This window comes from Siccibacter turicensis LMG 23730, from assembly GCF_000463155.2.
Taxonomy (GTDB): domain Bacteria; phylum Pseudomonadota; class Gammaproteobacteria; order Enterobacterales; family Enterobacteriaceae; genus Siccibacter; species Siccibacter turicensis.
Genome location: NZ_AWFZ01000061.1, coordinates 321821 through 338750 on the forward strand (window position 1 = coordinate 321821; position 16930 = coordinate 338750).

12 protein-coding genes are annotated in these 16930 nt (G+C 59.8%); 4 read left to right on the forward strand and 8 right to left on the reverse strand.

Annotated features, from left to right (window positions below):
- Positions 1-76: 76 nt before the first annotated feature.
- Together DW58_RS19400 and greB are read right to left on the reverse strand one after the other, a co-directional pair.
- Entirely contained in the window at positions 77-2401 is a 2325-nt protein-coding gene (locus tag DW58_RS19400; protein WP_024549186.1) for a Tex family protein, read from the reverse strand.
- 122 nt (positions 2402-2523) lie between these two features.
- Positions 2524-2997, reverse strand: coding sequence for a transcription elongation factor GreB (greB, locus tag DW58_RS19405; protein WP_024549187.1), 474 nt, complete (start codon positions 2995-2997; stop codon positions 2524-2526).
- A 220-nt stretch (positions 2998-3217) separates the two neighbouring features.
- On the opposite strand from greB, the gene ompR reads away from it, so the two are divergent.
- A complete protein-coding gene (gene ompR / locus DW58_RS19410; protein WP_006177890.1) occupies positions 3218-3937 on the forward strand; it encodes an osmolarity response regulator transcription factor OmpR in 720 nt (239 codons plus the stop codon).
- On the forward strand, positions 3934-5280 hold the full coding sequence (gene envZ / locus DW58_RS19415; RefSeq protein ID WP_024549188.1) for a two-component system sensor histidine kinase EnvZ: 1347 nt from the start codon (positions 3934-3936) through the stop codon (positions 5278-5280). The genes ompR and envZ overlap by 4 nt, the downstream gene beginning before the upstream one ends.
- A 79-nt stretch (positions 5281-5359) precedes the next feature.
- Here envZ and pckA read toward each other — a convergent pair whose 3' ends face one another.
- Positions 5360-6976: a phosphoenolpyruvate carboxykinase (ATP) gene (pckA, locus tag DW58_RS19420; protein ID WP_024549189.1), complete on the reverse strand. Its 1617-nt coding sequence runs from the start codon at positions 6974-6976 to the stop codon at positions 5360-5362.
- A gap of 357 nt (positions 6977-7333) precedes the next feature.
- Here pckA and DW58_RS19425 point away from each other — a divergent pair, with 357 nt between their 5' ends.
- Complete coding sequence (locus tag DW58_RS19425; protein WP_024549190.1) at positions 7334-9073, forward strand: DUF4153 domain-containing protein; 1740 nt, start codon at positions 7334-7336, stop codon at positions 9071-9073.
- Between the two features lie 32 nt (positions 9074-9105).
- On the opposite strand, the gene hslO is transcribed toward DW58_RS19425, so the two are convergent.
- The 4 genes from hslO to DW58_RS19445 all read right to left on the reverse strand — a co-directional run bounded on the left by hslO (position 9106) and on the right by DW58_RS19445 (position 13382).
- Positions 9106-9984 carry an Hsp33 family molecular chaperone HslO gene (gene hslO / locus DW58_RS19430; RefSeq protein ID WP_024549191.1) on the reverse strand — a complete coding sequence of 293 codons (879 nt, stop codon included), beginning with the start codon at positions 9982-9984 and terminating at the stop codon, positions 9106-9108.
- Positions 9985-10091: 107 nt separating this feature from the next.
- On the reverse strand, positions 10092-10499 hold the full coding sequence (gene hslR / locus DW58_RS19435; RefSeq protein ID WP_024549192.1) for a ribosome-associated heat shock protein Hsp15: 408 nt from the start codon (positions 10497-10499) through the stop codon (positions 10092-10094).
- Positions 10500-10501: 2 nt separating this feature from the next.
- The gene (gene yrfG, locus DW58_RS19440; RefSeq protein WP_024549193.1) at positions 10502-11179 is read right to left on the reverse strand and encodes a GMP/IMP nucleotidase; all 678 of its coding nucleotides are present in this window, start codon (positions 11177-11179) and stop codon (positions 10502-10504) included.
- A gap of 64 nt (positions 11180-11243) precedes the next feature.
- Positions 11244-13382: an intracellular growth attenuator family protein gene (locus DW58_RS19445; RefSeq protein ID WP_024549194.1), complete on the reverse strand. Its 2139-nt coding sequence runs from the start codon at positions 13380-13382 to the stop codon at positions 11244-11246.
- Positions 13383-13711: 329 nt separating this feature from the next.
- On the opposite strand from DW58_RS19445, the gene nudE reads away from it, so the two are divergent.
- Positions 13712-14272, forward strand: a complete 561-nt coding sequence (nudE, locus tag DW58_RS19450; protein WP_024549195.1) for an ADP compounds hydrolase NudE — start codon at positions 13712-13714, stop codon at positions 14270-14272.
- A gap of 53 nt (positions 14273-14325) precedes the next feature.
- Here the strand turns inward: nudE and mrcA are convergent, their stop codons facing one another.
- On the reverse strand, positions 14326-16878 hold the full coding sequence (mrcA, locus tag DW58_RS19455) for a peptidoglycan glycosyltransferase/peptidoglycan DD-transpeptidase MrcA (RefSeq protein WP_024549196.1): 2553 nt from the start codon (positions 16876-16878) through the stop codon (positions 14326-14328).
- Positions 16879-16930 lie beyond the last annotated feature (52 nt).

Genomic DNA, 16930 nt, shown 5'->3' on the forward strand with positions numbered 1-16930 from the left:
AATATATAACGCCTGGTAATAAAGAAAATAACACGGAGGGGAAAACTCCCTCTGCCCGCAGGCAGAGGGGAGGGGATTAGCCTTTTTTGCCGAGGGCCGCCGCCAGGGCATCCATCATGGCGCTGTTGCCGGCAGGCTGAGCGTCGCGACCGCGTGGTTTTGGCTGGCCGGCAGGGCGTTTAGCCTGCTCCGGTTTACCGCCGCCGCGGCGGGCGTTGGTTTCGCCTGGCTGCTCGTCAAGACGCATGGTCAGCGCGATGCGCTTACGCTGCAGATCCACTTCCAGCACTTTCACCTTCACGATATCGCCCGCTTTCACCACCTTGTGCGGATCGTCGATGAACTTGTCGGAGAGCGACGAGATGTGTACCAGGCCATCCTGATGCACGCCGATGTCCACGAACGCACCAAAGTTGGTGACGTTGGTGACCGCGCCTTCCAGCACCATGCCCGGCTGCAAATCGTTCAGGGTTTCCACGCCGTCGGCAAAGGTGGCGGTTTTGAACTCGGGACGCGGGTCACGGCCCGGCTTCTCCAGCTCTTTAATGATGTCGCTGACCGTCGGCACACCGAAGCGCTCGTCGGTGAAATCCACCGCCCTCAGGTCACGCAGCGCGCTGCCGTTGCCCATCAGGTCGCGCAGCGACTGCTCGGTCGCGGCCAGAATACGCTCGACTACCGGATAGGCTTCCGGGTGAACGGTCGAGGCGTCGAGCGGGTTATCGCCGTGGTTGATGCGCAGGAAGCCCGCGCACTGCTCAAAGGCTTTCGGCCCGAGCCGACTCACTTTCAGCAGCTGTTGGCGATTGCGGAACTGGCCGTTCTCGTCGCGCCACGCCACGATGTTCTGCGCCATCATGCGCGTCAGGCCTGCCACGCGGGTCAGCAGGGGTACCGAGGCGGTATTGAGATCGACGCCAACGGCGTTTACGCAGTCTTCCACCACCGCATCCAGCTTGCGGGCCAGCTGTGACTGACTCACATCATGCTGATACTGGCCGACGCCGATGGATTTCGGGTCGATTTTCACCAGTTCGGCGAGCGGATCCTGGAGGCGGCGGGCGATGGACACCGCGCCGCGGATCGACACATCGAGATCCGGGAACTCCAGCGCTGCCAGCTCGGAAGCCGAGTAGACGGAGGCCCCCGCTTCGCTGACGATCACCTTCTGGGCGGTGACTTTCGGGAACTGCTTCTGGACGTCGAGGAAGAAACGCTCGGTTTCCCGCGACGCGGTGCCGTTGCCAATCGCGACCAGCTCAACGTTATGCTTCTCGCACAGCGCGGCGACCACCACGGCGGCTTTGGCTGCCTGTCCGGTATGCGGATAAATGGTATCGGTGGCCACCAGTTTGCCGGTGCCGTCCACCACGGCCACTTTTACGCCGGTGCGCAGGCCGGGATCGAGGCCCATCGTCGCACGCAGGCCCGCCGGGGCGGCCATCAGCAGGTCATGCAGGTTACGGGCGAAGACGTTGATCGCCTCGTCTTCGGCGCGCTCGCGCACGGTGCCCATCAACTCGGTTTCGAGGTGCATCAGCACCTTAATGCGCCATGTCCAGCTCACCACCCCTTTGCGCCAGCTGTCAGCCGGAGCGTTGTTCAGGCGCAGGCCGAGGTGGTCGATAATAATCTGCTCGCAGTGGCTTTCGCGCGGCGGCTCGTCAAACTGCGGATCGGCGTTGAGCGCAAGCTGCAGCACGCCTTCATTACGGCCGCGGAACATCGCCAGCGCACGGTGGGACGGGACGGTAGCGATCGGCTCGTGATGGTCGAAGTAGTCGCGGAATTTCGCGCCGCTTTCCTCTTTGCCGGGGACCACCGTGGAGACCAGATGGGCGTTCTTCCACAGGTAGTCACGCACCTTCGCCAGCAACCCGGCGTCCTCGGCGAAACGCTCCATCAGGATGTAGCGTGCGCCATCGAGCGCGGCTTTAACGTCGGCGACGCCGTTGTCGGCGTTAATGAATTTCTCCGCCTCGGTTTCCGGCGTGTGTGACGGCTGGTTCCACAGCAGATCGGCGAGCGGTTCAAGACCCGCTTCAATGGCAATCTGCCCGCGGGTGCGGCGTTTGGGTTTGTACGGCAGGTAGAGATCTTCAAGCTCGGTTTTGCTCAGCGTACCGTTGATGGCGCTGGCCAGCTCGTCGCTGAGTTTGCCCTGCTCCGCAATAGATTTGAGGATCGACTGGCGGCGTTCTTCCAGCTCGCGCAGATAGCCCAGACGCGTTTCCAGCTGGCGGAGCTGCGTGTCGTCCAGGCCCCCGGTGACTTCCTTACGATAACGTGCAATAAACGGCACGGTGTTCCCTTCATCCAGCAGGCGAACGGCGGCATCCACCTGTTCAGCACGTGCCTGGAGTTCACCCGCAATAATGCGGCAGAGCGAGTCATTCATCATGGCTATATCATCTGTTGGAGTACAAAAATTCTGGGGACAGTTATACGGACTGACGGGGTAAATTGCCAGCCACGCAACGCCCCGGGCGCGCTTTCGGAGCCTTCCGTGGCCGACCGAACGGCTTATTTGGGATAGGTGATCTCATTGACGTACCAGGTTGCTTCGCCCGCCGGCGTATTCACCGTCGCCACGTCGCCCACCTCTTTTTTCAGCAGTGCGCGCGCCATAGGCGCGTCGATGGAGATGTAGTCCTTGCGGCCAAAAATTTCATCGTAGCCGACGATGCGAAAGCGCTTGAGATCGCCATCGTCGTTTTCCACCTCAACCCAGGCACCAAAAAACACTTTGCCTTCCTGCTGGGGGGAGTAGTCGACGATGCGCAGGCGCTCGAGACATTTGGTGAGATAGCGCACGCGGCGGTCGATCTCGCGCAGCCGCTTTTTATTATACTGGTAGTCGGCATTCTCACTGCGATCGCCGAGGCTTGCCGCCCAGGTCACCTTTTTCGTCACCTCGGGCCGCTCCTCGCGCCACAGGTAATCGAGTTCTTTTTTAAGCTTTTCGTAGCCTTCGCGCGTAATTAAGGGCGTTTTCATCACTCTGCCTTCCCGGTAACAGCCTGTCTTTCCATGCTTTCCTGACCGTTAACGCCAGCAGTGTGACATCATGGTTATGGTAGAAAGCGGCGATAAGCTGCTGTTAAATATGCTTTGTAACAATTTCGACTAGAATGTATACCAGATATATGTGGTTACTGAGGCGTACTTTTTTAAGAATACACAACGCGTATTGTCCGAACCTTTGGGAGTAAAAACAATGCAAGAGAATTACAAGATTCTGGTAGTGGATGACGATATGCGCCTGCGTGCGCTTCTGGAACGTTATCTCACCGAGCAGGGCTTCCAGGTTCGCAGCGTCGCCAACGCCGAGCAGATGGACCGTCTGCTGACCCGCGAGTCGTTCCACCTGATGGTGCTCGATCTGATGCTGCCGGGCGAAGACGGCCTCTCTATCTGCCGCCGCCTGCGCAGCCAGAGCAACCCGATGCCGATCATCATGGTGACGGCCAAAGGCGAAGAGGTGGATCGCATCGTGGGCCTGGAGATCGGTGCCGACGACTATATTCCGAAGCCGTTTAACCCGCGTGAACTACTGGCCCGTATCCGTGCGGTGCTGCGTCGTCAGGCGAATGAGCTGCCGGGCGCACCGTCACAGGAAGAGGCGGTTATCGCCTTTGGGAAGTTCAAACTCAACCTCGGTACGCGGGAGATGTTCCGCGAAGACGAACCGATGCCGCTCACCAGCGGTGAGTTTGCGGTGCTGAAAGCGCTCGTCAGCCACCCGCGTGAGCCGCTGTCGCGCGACAAGCTGATGAACCTGGCGCGTGGTCGCGAGTACAGCGCCATGGAACGTTCTATTGATGTGCAGATCTCCCGCCTGCGTCGCATGGTGGAAGAAGATCCGGCGCATCCGCGCTACATCCAGACGGTATGGGGTCTGGGCTACGTCTTTGTTCCTGACGGCGCCAAGGCATGAGGCGAGTGCGATTCTCGCCGCGAAGCTCGTTTGCCCGAACCCTGCTACTTATCGTCACCCTGCTGTTCGTCAGCCTGGTGACGACCTATCTGGTAGTGCTGAACTTCGCGATACTTCCCAGCTTGCAGCAGTTTAATAAGGTGCTGGCATACGAAGTCCGTATGCTGATGACCGATAAACTGCAGCTGGAGGACGGAACACAGCTGGTGGTGCCACCGGCGTTTCGTCGTGAGATTTATCGCGAGCTCGGCATTTCGCTCTACTCCAACGAAGCGGCTGAGGATGCCGGTCTGCGCTGGGCGCAGCACTATGAATTCCTGAGTCAGCAGATGGCCCAGCAACTGGGCGGCCCGACCGAAGTGCGCGTCGAGGTCAACAAAAGCTCCCCCGTGGTCTGGCTGAAGACCTGGCTGTCGCCGAACATCTGGGTGCGCGTGCCGCTGACCGAAATCCATCAGGGCGATTTCTCCCCGCTGTTCCGCTATACCCTGGCCATTATGCTGCTGGCGATAGGCGGCGCCTGGCTGTTTATTCGTATCCAGAACCGGCCACTGGTGGATCTTGAACACGCGGCCTTACAGGTGGGACGCGGGTTGATTCCGCCGCCGCTGCGGGAATACGGCGCCTCTGAGGTGCGCTCCGTGACCCGAGCCTTCAACCATATGGCCGCCGGGGTCAAACAGCTGGCGGATGACCGCACGCTGCTGATGGCCGGGGTGAGTCACGATCTGCGTACCCCGCTGACGCGTATCCGTCTGGCGACTGAGATGATGGGCGAGCAGGATGGCTATCTGGCCGAATCGATTAATAAAGACATCGAAGAGTGCAACGCCATCATTGAACAGTTCATCGACTATCTGCGTACCGGTCAGGAGATGCCGCTGGAGATGGCAGATCTGAATGCGGTGCTCGGTGAGGTGATTGCCGCGGAAAGCGGGTATGAGCGTGAGATTGAGACCGACTTGAAAAACGGTGAGATCATGGTGCATATCCATCCGCTCTCCATCAAACGTGCCGCGGCGAACATGGTGGTGAACGCGGCGCGCTACGGCAACGGCTGGATTAAAGTGAGCAGCGGCACCGAGCTCAACCGTGCCTGGTTCCAGGTGGAAGATGACGGGCCGGGCATCAATCCGGATCAGCTTAAGCACCTGTTCCAGCCGTTTGTGCGCGGCGACAGCGCGCGCAGCACCAGCGGCACCGGACTGGGGCTGGCGATTGTGCAGCGTATTATCGATAACCATAACGGGGTGCTGGATATTGGCCGCAGCGAGCGGGACGGTCTGCGGATCCGCGCCTGGCTGCCGGTGCCGATAACCCGGGCGTCCGGGCAGAGCAGCTGATCTACCATAACGCGCCGCGCTAACCAAAAAAGAACCACCTTGCGGTGGTTCTTTTTTATCGGTCGGGGGTACAACGCGGTTAGCGCTTCGGCCCTGCGGCTACCAGCGCGGCCCCGGCAGGCGTGTCGGTATACTTCGCGAAGTTCTCAATGAACAGGCCCGCGAGCTGCGTGGCTTTCTCCAGCCAGGCGTCCGGCGAAGCCCAGGTATGGCGCGGATCGAGGATGGCGCTGTCCACACCCGGCAACTGCGTCGGCACGGCCAGACCAAAGACCGGCAGCTCGGTGGTTTCCGCCTCGTCGAGCGACCCGTTGAGGATGGCATCGATGATGGCGCGGGTATCCTTGATGGAGATACGCTTCCCGGTGCCGTTCCAACCCGTATTCACCAGATAGGCTTTGGCACCGGCGGCCTCCATGCGTTTCACCAGCACTTCGGCGTACTGGGTTGGGTGCAGCGTCAAAAATGCCGCCCCAAAGCAGGCCGAGAAGGTCGGTGTAGGCTCTGTCACGCCGCGCTCGGTACCGGCCAGTTTAGCGGTGAAGCCGGACAGGAAATGGTACTGGGTCTGGCTGGCGGTAAGGCGCGATACCGGCGGCAGCACGCCGAACGCATCCGCCGTCAGGAAGATCACTTTGGTGGCGTGACCCGCTTTCGACACCGGCTTCACGATGTTATCGATATGGTAGATCGGATAGGAGACGCGCGTGTTTTCGGTTTTCGACGCGTCGTTGAAATCGATGCTGCCATCGTCGCGCACCGTGACGTTCTCCAGCAGCGCATCGCGACGAATCGCATGATAGATATCCGGTTCCGCCTCTTCCGACAGGCGAATAGTCTTGGCGTAGCACCCGCCCTCAAAGTTAAACACCCCGTCATCATCCCAGCCGTGTTCGTCATCGCCGATAAGACGACGCTTCGGATCGGTCGAGAGCGTGGTCTTTCCGGTGCCGGAGAGGCCAAAGAACACGGCGACATCGCCTTTTTCACCGACGTTGGCCGAGCAGTGCATCGAGGCAACGCCCCGCAGCGGCAGCAGGTAGTTCATGATGGCGAACATGCCTTTTTTCATCTCGCCGCCGTACCAGGTGCCGCCGATAAGCTGCATCCGCTCGGTAAGGTTAAATGCGACAAAGTTTTCGGAGTTCAGCCCCTGGGCTTGCCAGTCCGGATTAGTGCATTTCGCGCCGTTCATTACCACGAAATCAGGCGTAAAGTCCTGAAGCTCTTCTTCACTCGGGCGGATAAACATGTTTTTGACGAAGTGCGCCTGCCAGGCCACTTCGGTAATGAAACGAACGGCAAGGCGGGTATCCGGGTTCGCGCCGCAGAAAGCATCCACCACGAACAGGCGCTTTGCGGAGAGCTGGCGAGTGACCAGCCCTTTCAGGTGATTCCAGGTGTCCTGCGAGAGGGGTTTATTATCATTCTTCTGCCCTTCATCGGCCCACCACAGGGTATCCCGGGTGGTGTCGTCGCGAACAATGTACTTATCTTTCGGTGAGCGGCCGGTAAAGATACCGGTATCGACGGCGATAGCGCCGAGGCGGGTTTCCACACCGCGCTCGTAGCCTTCAAGGTCAGGCGCCAGCTCTTCGCGATAGAGGGTGTCGTAATCCGGGTTGTAGACCACCTCCTGCACATCGTTGATGCCATAAGCCTTGAGATCCTGCGGGGTTATACCGTTAACGCGCATGTCACTACTCCTTAGCCAATAGGTAATGCCTGAAATTGTAGGGGTGTTCAGTAAAGCTGTACCGCGACGGGCTTCATAGATTCAGGCATCTGCCACCTCGCGGTAGTGTAAAACGCTGTGATTCCGCTCACGAAGCGGCATAAATTATGGCAGGATTATCCACATATGCGGCGGAATGTATCTCGGATATGCGACCTGGTAGGGCATTCGTCGGGAAGTTTGTGAGTGTAACCGCATTCATTTTCGCAACCGTCAGGGCAGTCGCAGGAAAGTGCCGGGCCGATCGTCCTTCGTCCCGCTAAGACAGTGCAGATGGCCTGCGCTATCATGCAGGCTGGTTAACAACGGAACGCTACCATGAAGAGTGAAACGCCGCTTTCTGCCCCCCTGCGCTGGGTTCTGCCGCTGATGGGCATGCTTCAGGGCGGAGTCATCTATCTGCTCAATCGTACAACGGACCTCTTTTCCACCCCGGCAGAGCACGGCTGGCTGCTGTTTGTGCTGGCAGGCAGCATGGCGCTCTCCAGCGCGCTGATTTTTGCCGCCCGCTCGCTGCGCCAGCCGTTGCTGTGGCTGGGTATTGCCGCGCTGCTGCTGCTGGTTGCGGCACAGTGCGCCTGGCTGGTGCACGCGCTGCAGGGGCTCGATACCTGGGATCAGCGTGATGCCCTGCGGGGCTATGTTCTCACGCTCTCTGGCCTGCTGTTTCTGACGCTGCCGTGGCTGCAAAGCCGGCTTGAGGCCGGGCGCTGGGGCGATTTCCCGTCGCTGTTCCGTCTGTACTGGCATAACGGCCTGGCGCTGCTGCTGTCGCTGCTGGCGACCGGGCTGAGCTGGCTGGTGCTGTGGCTGTGTGCCTCGCTGTTCTCACTTATCGGCATCGACTTTTTCAACACGCTGTTCTTCGATAACCGCGCCTTTATTCATATTTTTACCGGCTGCATCGTGGCCATGACGGTGACGCTGTGCCGCAGCAATCCGCGTCTGATGCTGTCGGTGCAGCATCTGCTGACGCTGGTGGCAACCGGCCTGCTGCCGGCGGTGGGCGCGGTAATGGTGCTGTTTATGCTGGCGCTGCCGGGCGTCGGGATGGCGGCGATATCCCGGCAGATCTCGGGCGCCGGGTTACTCAATACCCTGTGCCTGCTGTATCTGCTGCTGATGGCGCTGGTGTGGTATCCCGGCCGCGACGCGCCGCCTTATATGCCGCTGATGCGCCGTCTGCTGCTCGGCGCGCTGCTGTTTGCCCCGGTGTGTGCGCTGCTTGCCGCCTGGGCCGTGTGGCTGCGCGTCGCCCAGTACGGCTGGACGCCGGACCGCCTGTATGCCGCCCTGATTACCGTCGTTTCACTACTCTGGTCTGTCGGCTATGTCATCAGCCTGGCGCGACAGCGGCGCAGCGACAGCGATTTCAGCCGTACCGGTAAGGTGGTGTTGATGGTGGCGCCGCTGTTTATGGCGCTGGTCTATACCCCGATCCTGAACCCGTGGCGTCTCAGCGTTCACAGCCAGATGGCGCGCATCGAGGCGGACAAGACCCGGCTCGATAGCGCGACCATCACCATGCTGTCGAACTCGCTGCGCTGGGGCCGGGAGGCGCTGCGTACGCTTCAGGACGATCCAGCCATTCAGGGCAATCCCGCACTGCGGCGGCTGATAAAAGAGGCCCTGAGCGGGCGCGTTACGCCGGGGAGTACCGCCGGGCCCGACGAGTTTCGCCAGATACCGCTTGCGGCACCGCAGCCGCAGCCGGAACCGGCGTTCTGGGCGACGCTGGCGAAACAGTACGTCTGGCGCGCCCGCGACTGTCTGCCGGAAAACGGCGTGTCGAGCTGCATGCTGCTGGCGCAGGATCTGAACGGCGACGGGCAACCGGAGTGGATCCTGTTTAACTTCAGCATGCGCAGTGCGTTTGTGATGAGCAAGCAGGGAGGGGCGTGGCAGGGAGTGGGCTATTTCTACACGCTGCCGAAGACGCTGGATGCCAGCACGCTCCGGAAAATCGCCCAGTCGTCCCGGTTGACGACGCTGCCGCAGCCGTGGCGCGACCTGTCGATTGACGGCGAACGCCTGCCGTTTGCCGCGGAGCGCGAGTAAAAAAAACGTCACCCGAAGGTGACGTCTGGCAATCAATGGATTTGCGGGTCCGCCGGGGAGGCGTTATTGCGCGCCTCGGCAATGTCCATCGCATTGAAAACGTAATGGCTGCCGCAGTAGTCGCAATTCATGTCGATTTCGCCATCTTCCGCGATCATGCTGTCAACTTCGTCATCCGGCAGGGTTTTCAGGGCCTCTGCGCAGCGTGCGCGAGAGCAGGTGCACTTGAAGATGACGTCCTGCGGATCGTATACCGTGACCTCTTCTTCATGGTACAGGCGCCACAGCACCTCGGTAGCCGGCAGGGTGAGCAGCTCTTCCGCCTTGATGGTTTCGGTCAGGGTCGCCAGGTGCTCGAAGTCGTTTGCCTGGGCATCCTGGGCCGGTAAGACCTGCAACAGCATGCCGCCTGCGGCGAGCTTGCCCTCGACGTCGCCGGTGCGGATAAACAGACGGGTCGGCAGCTGCTCGGAGCGCAGGAAGTAGTCTTCAAGGCAGGCGGCCAGCGTGTCGCCTTCCAGCCCTACCACGCCCTGATAGCGCTCGCCTTCGGCCGGGGTGATGGTGATGACCAGATACCCGTTACCCACCAGATCTTTCAGGCTGGCATCGGGGGCCACTTCGCCCTGCACGCGCGCGACGCCGCGCATTTCCTGCTTGTTGTTGCCGTTGATCACCGCCAGCGTCATCGGGCCATCGCCCTGCAGCTGCACGGTGATGTCGCCGTCAAACTTCAGCGTTGCGGTCAGCAGGCTGGTTGCCACCAGCAGCTCGCCAAGGATCACCTTCACCGGCTGCGGGTAGTCATGATTCTCAAGGATCTGCGTCCAGGTGTCGGATACCGTTACCAGCTCGCCGCGCACGGCGTAGTTTTCAAACAGATAACGGTGGAGTTGGTCGTGTTGGGCCATAATTTTCTCTCTTACGGAGGCGACGCGGCGCGTCATCCTCTGGTTACAGTGCAGTGCGCCGCGAACCGGTCTGCGAACCGGCGCGCGTCACGCTACAGATTGGGGTGTTATGCCGGGTCGTTGTCGCCGGCCTTAAATCGAATCAGGTCGCGCCGCTCTTTTTTGTCCGGGCGGCGATCCGGGTGCGGCATCGACAGCGCGTTCAGCTTGCGGGCCGCGGCCATTTTTTCCCGTTTCTCGATGCTTTCCGGCGTCTCTTCATAGAGCGCGGTCGCTTCGCTGGCCGGACGGCGCTGGTCGGTTATCGCTTTCACGATCACGGTGCGTTCGTCATTTCCCTGGCGTAAAACCAGCACCGCATTAAGCTCCATCACCTTACTGGGCTTGCTGCGCTGGCCGTTGTAATGCACCTTGCCGCCTTCCACCATCTCACGCGCCAGCGCGCGGGTTTTGTAGAATCGGGCAGCCCAGAGCCATTTGTCGAGGCGTACGCCCGCTGCGGGTTTCTCTTTCATGCTCACTCCTCCGGTTGCAGCGCCGGGAGAAAACGGCGGTAGTCGCCCATCGCCGGATGGCGCAGATATGCTTTTTCAGCCAGTCCCGAATCCGGGTTGGTGACGCCAAGACAATAACGGATACCAAACAGGGCAGCAGCATCCAGAATCGGCTCGCTGTCGTCGATAAACAGCGTGCGAGCGGCATCAAGGCCGGTATGACGGGCTACTGCCTGCCATAACCGCTGATCTTCCTTGGGATATCCAAATGTGTGGGTGGAAAGTAATAAATCAAGGTGCGCGCCGAGACCGGTGTGTTCAAGCTTCACCGCCAGGTTATGGGGATGCGCGTTGGTCAGCAGGATGCGCCGCTTGCCGCAGGCCTTCAGCGCCTCCAGGAACGGCACCGTATCGTCGCGCATCACCGCCTTTGGCCCTTCCGCGGTGGTCATTGCGAGGATATCCAGCCCCAGACGTTCACTCCAGTAGTCGAGACAGTACCAGTTTAGCGTATGCTGCACCGCGTGATACTCCTGGCGGATAAGCTGATGTGCCGCGTCCAGTGCGATGCCGCGGGTTGCGCTCAGGGTCTCCGGCACATGGTGTTGCCAGAAACGGGTATCGAAGGCGAGGTCGAGCAGGGTGCCGTCCATGTCCAGCAGGACGGTATCAATATCCTGCCAGGGGATATCCAGATGCATATAAACTCCAGCCGGAAGGGAAAAGTGCGCGACAGATTATCACAAACCCGTCGCGCGGGCTGAATCAGAACATGGGGCGAGAATCGGGCGGCGTCATGAGACGCGGATTGAGGCAGCTCTCGTAATACTGCTGGATTTCCGTCAGGCGTGCGCGGTTGCGCTGGTAGCGACGCACGGCCATTACGCCGTTAAACGCCGCGCACAGGATCATTGCCAGCAGCAGCAGACAGATACCGGTGTAGCGCCACAGGCCAGCGCTGTCCGGAATGCTGTGCAGATCGATATGAATGGTGCCGTTGGCATCGGTACGCAGGCCGGTCACGATCCCTTCAGCGCGGAACGGGGTCTGAATCAACATTTCCGCCAGGCGCTGGAACTCTTTCCACTGATCCTGGGCCGGATGTTCATACAGCGGTACCGGCGGCCAGGGTTGCTCGACCAAATCGCTGCCTTCATCGCTGATGATCATAAAGCCGCCCGGTGCCGGGCTGTTGAGCGCCTGGGCCGCACGGGCGGTTTCCCGCGCCACAAAGGGAGCAATCGACGTGGTGACCAGGTTATCGAGCGACTCGGCGCTCACCTGGCGCAGCAGCACGTTGGTGCCTTTCAGCTGACCGCTGTTGGCGCGTTTAATCAGCGTATCCCAGTCTTTGGTCCCGCCGAGGTTCACCAGCGCGTTCTTCAGGCGCACGCACTCATCTTCCGCCGAGCAGAGATCCTGGGTTTTCTGCACAATTTCTGAGAAGTCATCCAGCAGCACCATGCCTGACTGTTGGATCGCCGAGCGCAGGCCCGGGTTGACCTTGTTGTCGTCGGCGCTGGGGTGGAGCTGGCTGGTGATGGCTTCGCTCAACGCCTCGGCTTTCGTGACGGTATCCGACTGCGGAACCGGCAGCGGCGCGGCGTTATTCCAGATGATCTGCGAGCAGTCGAACGGCATAAACGGATAGTTCTGCCGTGACGAGTAGCTGCCCGACGTATGAATGTTGCACATCCCGGTGCCGTTCACCTTGAGCGTATCTCCGACGCGGATCCCTGCCTGCTCAAGCTGCTCAACGCTGGTGGCTTCCACCGTCTGAGCGCCTTTCAGCCAGGAAATGGTGATTTTGAGCGGCATATCAAGCGGTACCCAGATCACCAGCATCAGAAGCACCACCAGCGCGCCGGCGGCAATGGTCAGGCTGCGCATCCAGTGCTGGAGCGGGAAGTTTTTAACCTCATCATGCAGCGACAGAAAACGGCCCTGGCGCACAACGTGACGGTCAAGATAGATATCGATATCCGTTTCATGCCCCAAATCCTGGTGGATCCAGGGCTGCCAGTGCGCGGGGTAGATAAGGTCAATAATGCCCAGCGAGATATTGTTGATCTGCTCCTGGTTTGACTCCCCGAACAACCCCCAGCGCTTCGGCGTGCCGCGCAGGCAGTGAATTTCGCGTAGCGCGGTCTGGGTGGGCGGCGCAAACAGCCCCCACAGCCCTGCGGCCAGCAGCATGATGGCGCCGCCAGCAAGCCAGGGCAGCACGATTTCCGGGCTGACGAGGCAGAAGAAGAACAGCAGAAACGAGGCGCAGATCAGCAGGGCTTCGCGCATCCCGTCAGGACGGCTCAGGGCATGCTCTTCCTGGGTTTCCTGACGAATGTTGAGCAGTTCAATCTGCTCGCTCTCTTCGCCGCGAATAGAGGCCTGGGTGCCGGTGACGCTTTCCAGCGCATAGCCCTGCGACTCATAGAGCGGATCCTGGAGCGTGTGGCCGTTCAGCCCGATAACCAGCGGCAGCGTATCGGTGCAGATAAGCTCCACTTCGTTATCATCGGTGATGACCTGCTCCCAGAAAGGCGGGAGGTGCACTTCAAGCGAGTCGAGGTAGTAGCGCCACTTGTTCGAGTCGTCGGTAGACAGACCGTAGCGGGTGATGGAGCGGGTTAATCCATAGACGGTGTTGCTGTGGGCGTTGAGTCGTAGAGTCACGGGCGCTGCGGGCGCGCCGGTTGGCGTTGGCGCCCGCTGAGTACGAGCCAGCGTGTCGAGATAGGCCTCTACGGCGCTGCGTTCGTCTGTCGTCAATCTGCGTGTGGATGCCCCAGCGAAAACGTGGAGATAAGGTATCTTGTTGCGCTGGCGCGCATTACGCCTGATAACCCATCCTGCAATCACCACACAGGCCAGCATAGTAGCTACTACAATAAACAAGGAGCTCATGCTTTCCCCATTAAACCCATCTTTTTTTCATTACGCGTGGTTGGAAGCAACCCTTAAAGCATTCAGGTAGTTGAATGATTATCGGCAGGTATCAAGACTTTCTTGAGGGCGTTTTGTCACGCATACCAGCAGTAAATCAATGTTAGCAAAGTCAGAACAGCGGAAATATCAGCAAATTCCTATTACATTTTCAACCTCTTGACTTATGAACGTTCAAATGATTGCTTTTGTAAAGTTACAGGTATGTAAATAAGGGGCAATTAACATTGCCCAAACCGTGCGGCATGTCGCACAATGACACCATTATTCTGACTTTCAGACCAGCCATGATGAGTAAACCACTACAAAAACCCACCATCCTGCATGTCGAAACGGTAGCACGTTCACGCCTGTTTAACGTGGAATCCGTGGATCTGGAGTTCAGCAACGGCGAACGCCGGGTGTACGAGCGCATGCGCCCCTCTAACCGCGAAGCGGTAATGATCGTGCCGATTATCGACGATCACCTGATATTAATTCGGGAGTATGCGGTTGGGCTGGAGTCATACGAGCTGGGCTTTCCGAAAGGGCTTATCGATCCGGGGGAGACCCCGCATCAGGCGGCCAACCGCGAGCTGAAAGAGGAAGTGGGCTTTGGCGCCAGGCAGCTTACCTTCCTGAAGAAGCTCACCATGGCGCCGTCCTATTTCTCCAGCAAGATGAATATCATGCTGGCAGAAGATCTCTACCCTGAATCACTGACGGGCGATGAGCCGGAGCCGCTGGTGCAGGAGCGCTGGCCGCTGGCGCATTTGATGGACCTGCTGGAAGATCCCGATTTCAACGAAGCGCGAAACGTCAGCGCCCTGTTTTTGATTCGTGAATGGTTGCGCGGTCAGGGACGTCTCTGACCTCCGCCTGCGCCTCACCGCCATAAAAAAACGCGCCTTTCGGCGCGTTTTTGTCAGAACAGTTCCTGGGTTTCACCGTTATCGATAATGGTGGTCCCCACCTCCTGCACCGCATGCTGCGTCGGCTGGGTACCCTCGATAAAGAACTCCGCCCGGCTATTGCCGCCATTGGCCAGCTGACCGGTACTGCGATCGATATTCACCGTAACGATACCGGCCGGCGGCGTGAGGGGTTCTTCCGGTACGCCGTCCAGTGCCACCTTCATGTAGGCGTCCCACGCAGGCTGCGCGCTCTTGGCACCGCCTTCGTAGCCGGAGATCTGGCCAGGAATCGCCCCGGAGGCAGAGGTGCGGCCCAGATCGCGACGGTGATCGTCAAACCCAATCCACACCGAGGTCACAACGCCCGGACCGTAGCCGGAGAACCAGGCGTCCTTCGAGCTGTTGGTGGTCCCGGTTTTCCCGCCGATATCGTTACGCTTCAAGTCGCGACCGGCGCGCCAGCCGGTGCCTTGCCAGCCCGGCTCGCCGAAGATATTGGTGTTCAGGGCGCTTTTGATCAGGAACGCAAGCGGGGTATTGATCACGTGCGGCGCATACTGCGGGGCAGGGCTCTGCGCGACCAGTTCGCGGTTAGCCTGCTCAAGCTGCGGCATAGGCACCACGGCGTTTTGCTGCTCCCGGGAAATCGCCACATCCTCAACGTCTTTGTTTTCCAGCACGTCGGACTTCGGCGTGTCGCCATAGATCACCGGAATATTGCAGTCGGCGCAGGCGATCTTCGGCTGCGCTTCGAACAGCGTCTGGCCTTCAACGTTCTCAATTTTGCTGATGTAGTACGGATCGACGAGGAAGCCACCGTTAGCCATCACCGCGTAGCCGCGCGCGACCTGCATCGGGGTGAATGACGCCGAGCCCAGCGCCAGCGATTCGGTATGGACGATGTTTTGCGCCGGGAAGCCGAAGCGCTGCAGGTACTCAGCCGCATAGTCGACGCCCATGGCGCGCATCGCGCGTACCATCACCACGTTTTTCGACTGGCCCAGCCCCTGACGAAGACGGATGGGGCCTGCATACTCCGGCGGCGAGTTTTTCGGACGCCAGTCAGAACCGGCCCCGGCATCCCAGCGGGAGATCGGCACGTCGTTGAGAATACTTGCCAGCGTCAGGCCTTTATCCATCGCCGCGGTATAGAGGAACGGCTTGATGTTCGAGCCCACCTGGCGCAACGCCTGGGTGGCGCGGTTGAACTTGCTGTGGTTAAAGTCGAAGCCGCCAACCAGCGCCATCACCGCGCCGTTTTTCGGGTTGATGGAGACCAGCGCCGAGTTCACTTCCGGCACCTGGGCCAGCCACCACTTATCGTCGGCCTTGCGGACCCAGATTTGCTGCCCGGCTTGCACCACGTCGGTAACCTTACGCGGCGTCGGACCCTGGGAGGTATCTGACCGGTAGGCGCGCGCCCAGCGCACGCTGTCCATTTTCAGTGACACGGACGTGCCGTCAGCCAGAAGCGCAATGGCTTCCGTCGGGTTTGCCGAGGTCACCACCGACGGGAACAGCGGGCCATAGCCCGGTACGGTTTTCAGCGTGCTGATAATTTTCTCGCGGTCCCACGGCATTTCACCCACTTTCCACAGCTGGTTGGTGGGTCCGCGGTAGCCGTGGCGCATATCGTAATCAATGACGTTCTGACGCAGCGCGCTCTGCGCGCCGAGCTGCACTCTGCGGGTGATGGTGGTGGTGATGCGATAGCCGTCTTCATACGCCTTTTCGCCGTAGCGGCTCACCATATCCTGACGCACCATTTCAGTCAGATAAGGCGCTGAAAACGCGATCTGCGGGGCATGGTAGCTGGCGTCGATTGTCTCGTTGCGCGCCTCGTCGTACTGCGCCTGGCTGATATAGCCCTCGCTCAGCATGCGCGACAACACCACGTTGCGACGCGCAACCGCGCGCTCCATCGAATAGAGCGGGTTGAACGTTGACGGCGCTTTCGGCAGACCGGCAATGGTCGCCATCTCGCCCAGCGTCAGCTGATCGACCGCTTTGCCAAAGTAGACCTGCGCAGCGGAACCGACGCCGTAGGAGCGGTAGCCGAGATAGATTTTGTTCAGGTACAGCTCAAGGATCTCATCCTTGGTCATCAGCTGTTCGATGCGGATGGCGAGGAACACCTCTTTGATTTTACGCATCAGGGTGCGCTCAGGACTCAAAAAGAAGTTACGTGCCAGCTGCTGGGTAATGGTACTCGCGCCCTGCGAGGCATGGCCGGAGAACAGCGCAACGCTGGCGGCGCGGAAAATCCCCACCGGATCGACGCCGTGATGCTCATAAAAGCGGCTGTCCTCGGTCGCAATGAAGGCCTTAACCATGATCGGCGGAATTTCACCGAGCGTTAACGGGATACGGCGTTTCTCACCGTACTGGGCGATCAGTTCGCCATCCGCGCTGTAGATCTGCATAGGAATTTGCAGCCGCACGTCCTTTAACGTCGCAACGTCAGGCAGCTGTGGCTCAACATATTTGTACAGACCGAATATCGAGCCTGCTCCCAGCAGGATGCAACACACTGCAAGGATGAATAGATACTTTACGAACTTCACCGGAGATTTCCCATCTGGTTTCAACTGGGCAGTTTATAAACAAACGCGCGGT

What these genes read in the sequence shown, in the direction of transcription:
- DW58_RS19400 (WP_024549186.1), bottom strand. Translation starts at nt 2,401, where the DNA reads ATGATGAATGACTCGCTCTGCCGCATTATTGCGGGTGAACTCCAGGCA.
- DW58_RS19425 (WP_024549190.1), top strand. Translation starts at nt 7,334, where the DNA reads ATGAAGAGTGAAACGCCGCTTTCTGCCCCCCTGCGCTGGGTTCTGCCG.
- greB (WP_024549187.1), bottom strand. Translation starts at nt 2,997, where the DNA reads ATGAAAACGCCCTTAATTACGCGCGAAGGCTACGAAAAGCTTAAAAAA.
- hslO (WP_024549191.1), bottom strand. Translation starts at nt 9,984, where the DNA reads ATGGCCCAACACGACCAACTCCACCGTTATCTGTTTGAAAACTACGCC.
- nudE (WP_024549195.1), top strand. Translation starts at nt 13,712, where the DNA reads ATGAGTAAACCACTACAAAAACCCACCATCCTGCATGTCGAAACGGTA.
- pckA (WP_024549189.1), bottom strand. Translation starts at nt 6,976, where the DNA reads ATGCGCGTTAACGGTATAACCCCGCAGGATCTCAAGGCTTATGGCATC.
- envZ (WP_024549188.1), top strand. Translation starts at nt 3,934, where the DNA reads ATGAGGCGAGTGCGATTCTCGCCGCGAAGCTCGTTTGCCCGAACCCTG.
- DW58_RS19445 (WP_024549194.1), bottom strand. Translation starts at nt 13,382, where the DNA reads ATGAGCTCCTTGTTTATTGTAGTAGCTACTATGCTGGCCTGTGTGGTG.
- ompR (WP_006177890.1), top strand. Translation starts at nt 3,218, where the DNA reads ATGCAAGAGAATTACAAGATTCTGGTAGTGGATGACGATATGCGCCTG.
- hslR (WP_024549192.1), bottom strand. Translation starts at nt 10,499, where the DNA reads ATGAAAGAGAAACCCGCAGCGGGCGTACGCCTCGACAAATGGCTCTGG.
- yrfG (WP_024549193.1), bottom strand. Translation starts at nt 11,179, where the DNA reads ATGCATCTGGATATCCCCTGGCAGGATATTGATACCGTCCTGCTGGAC.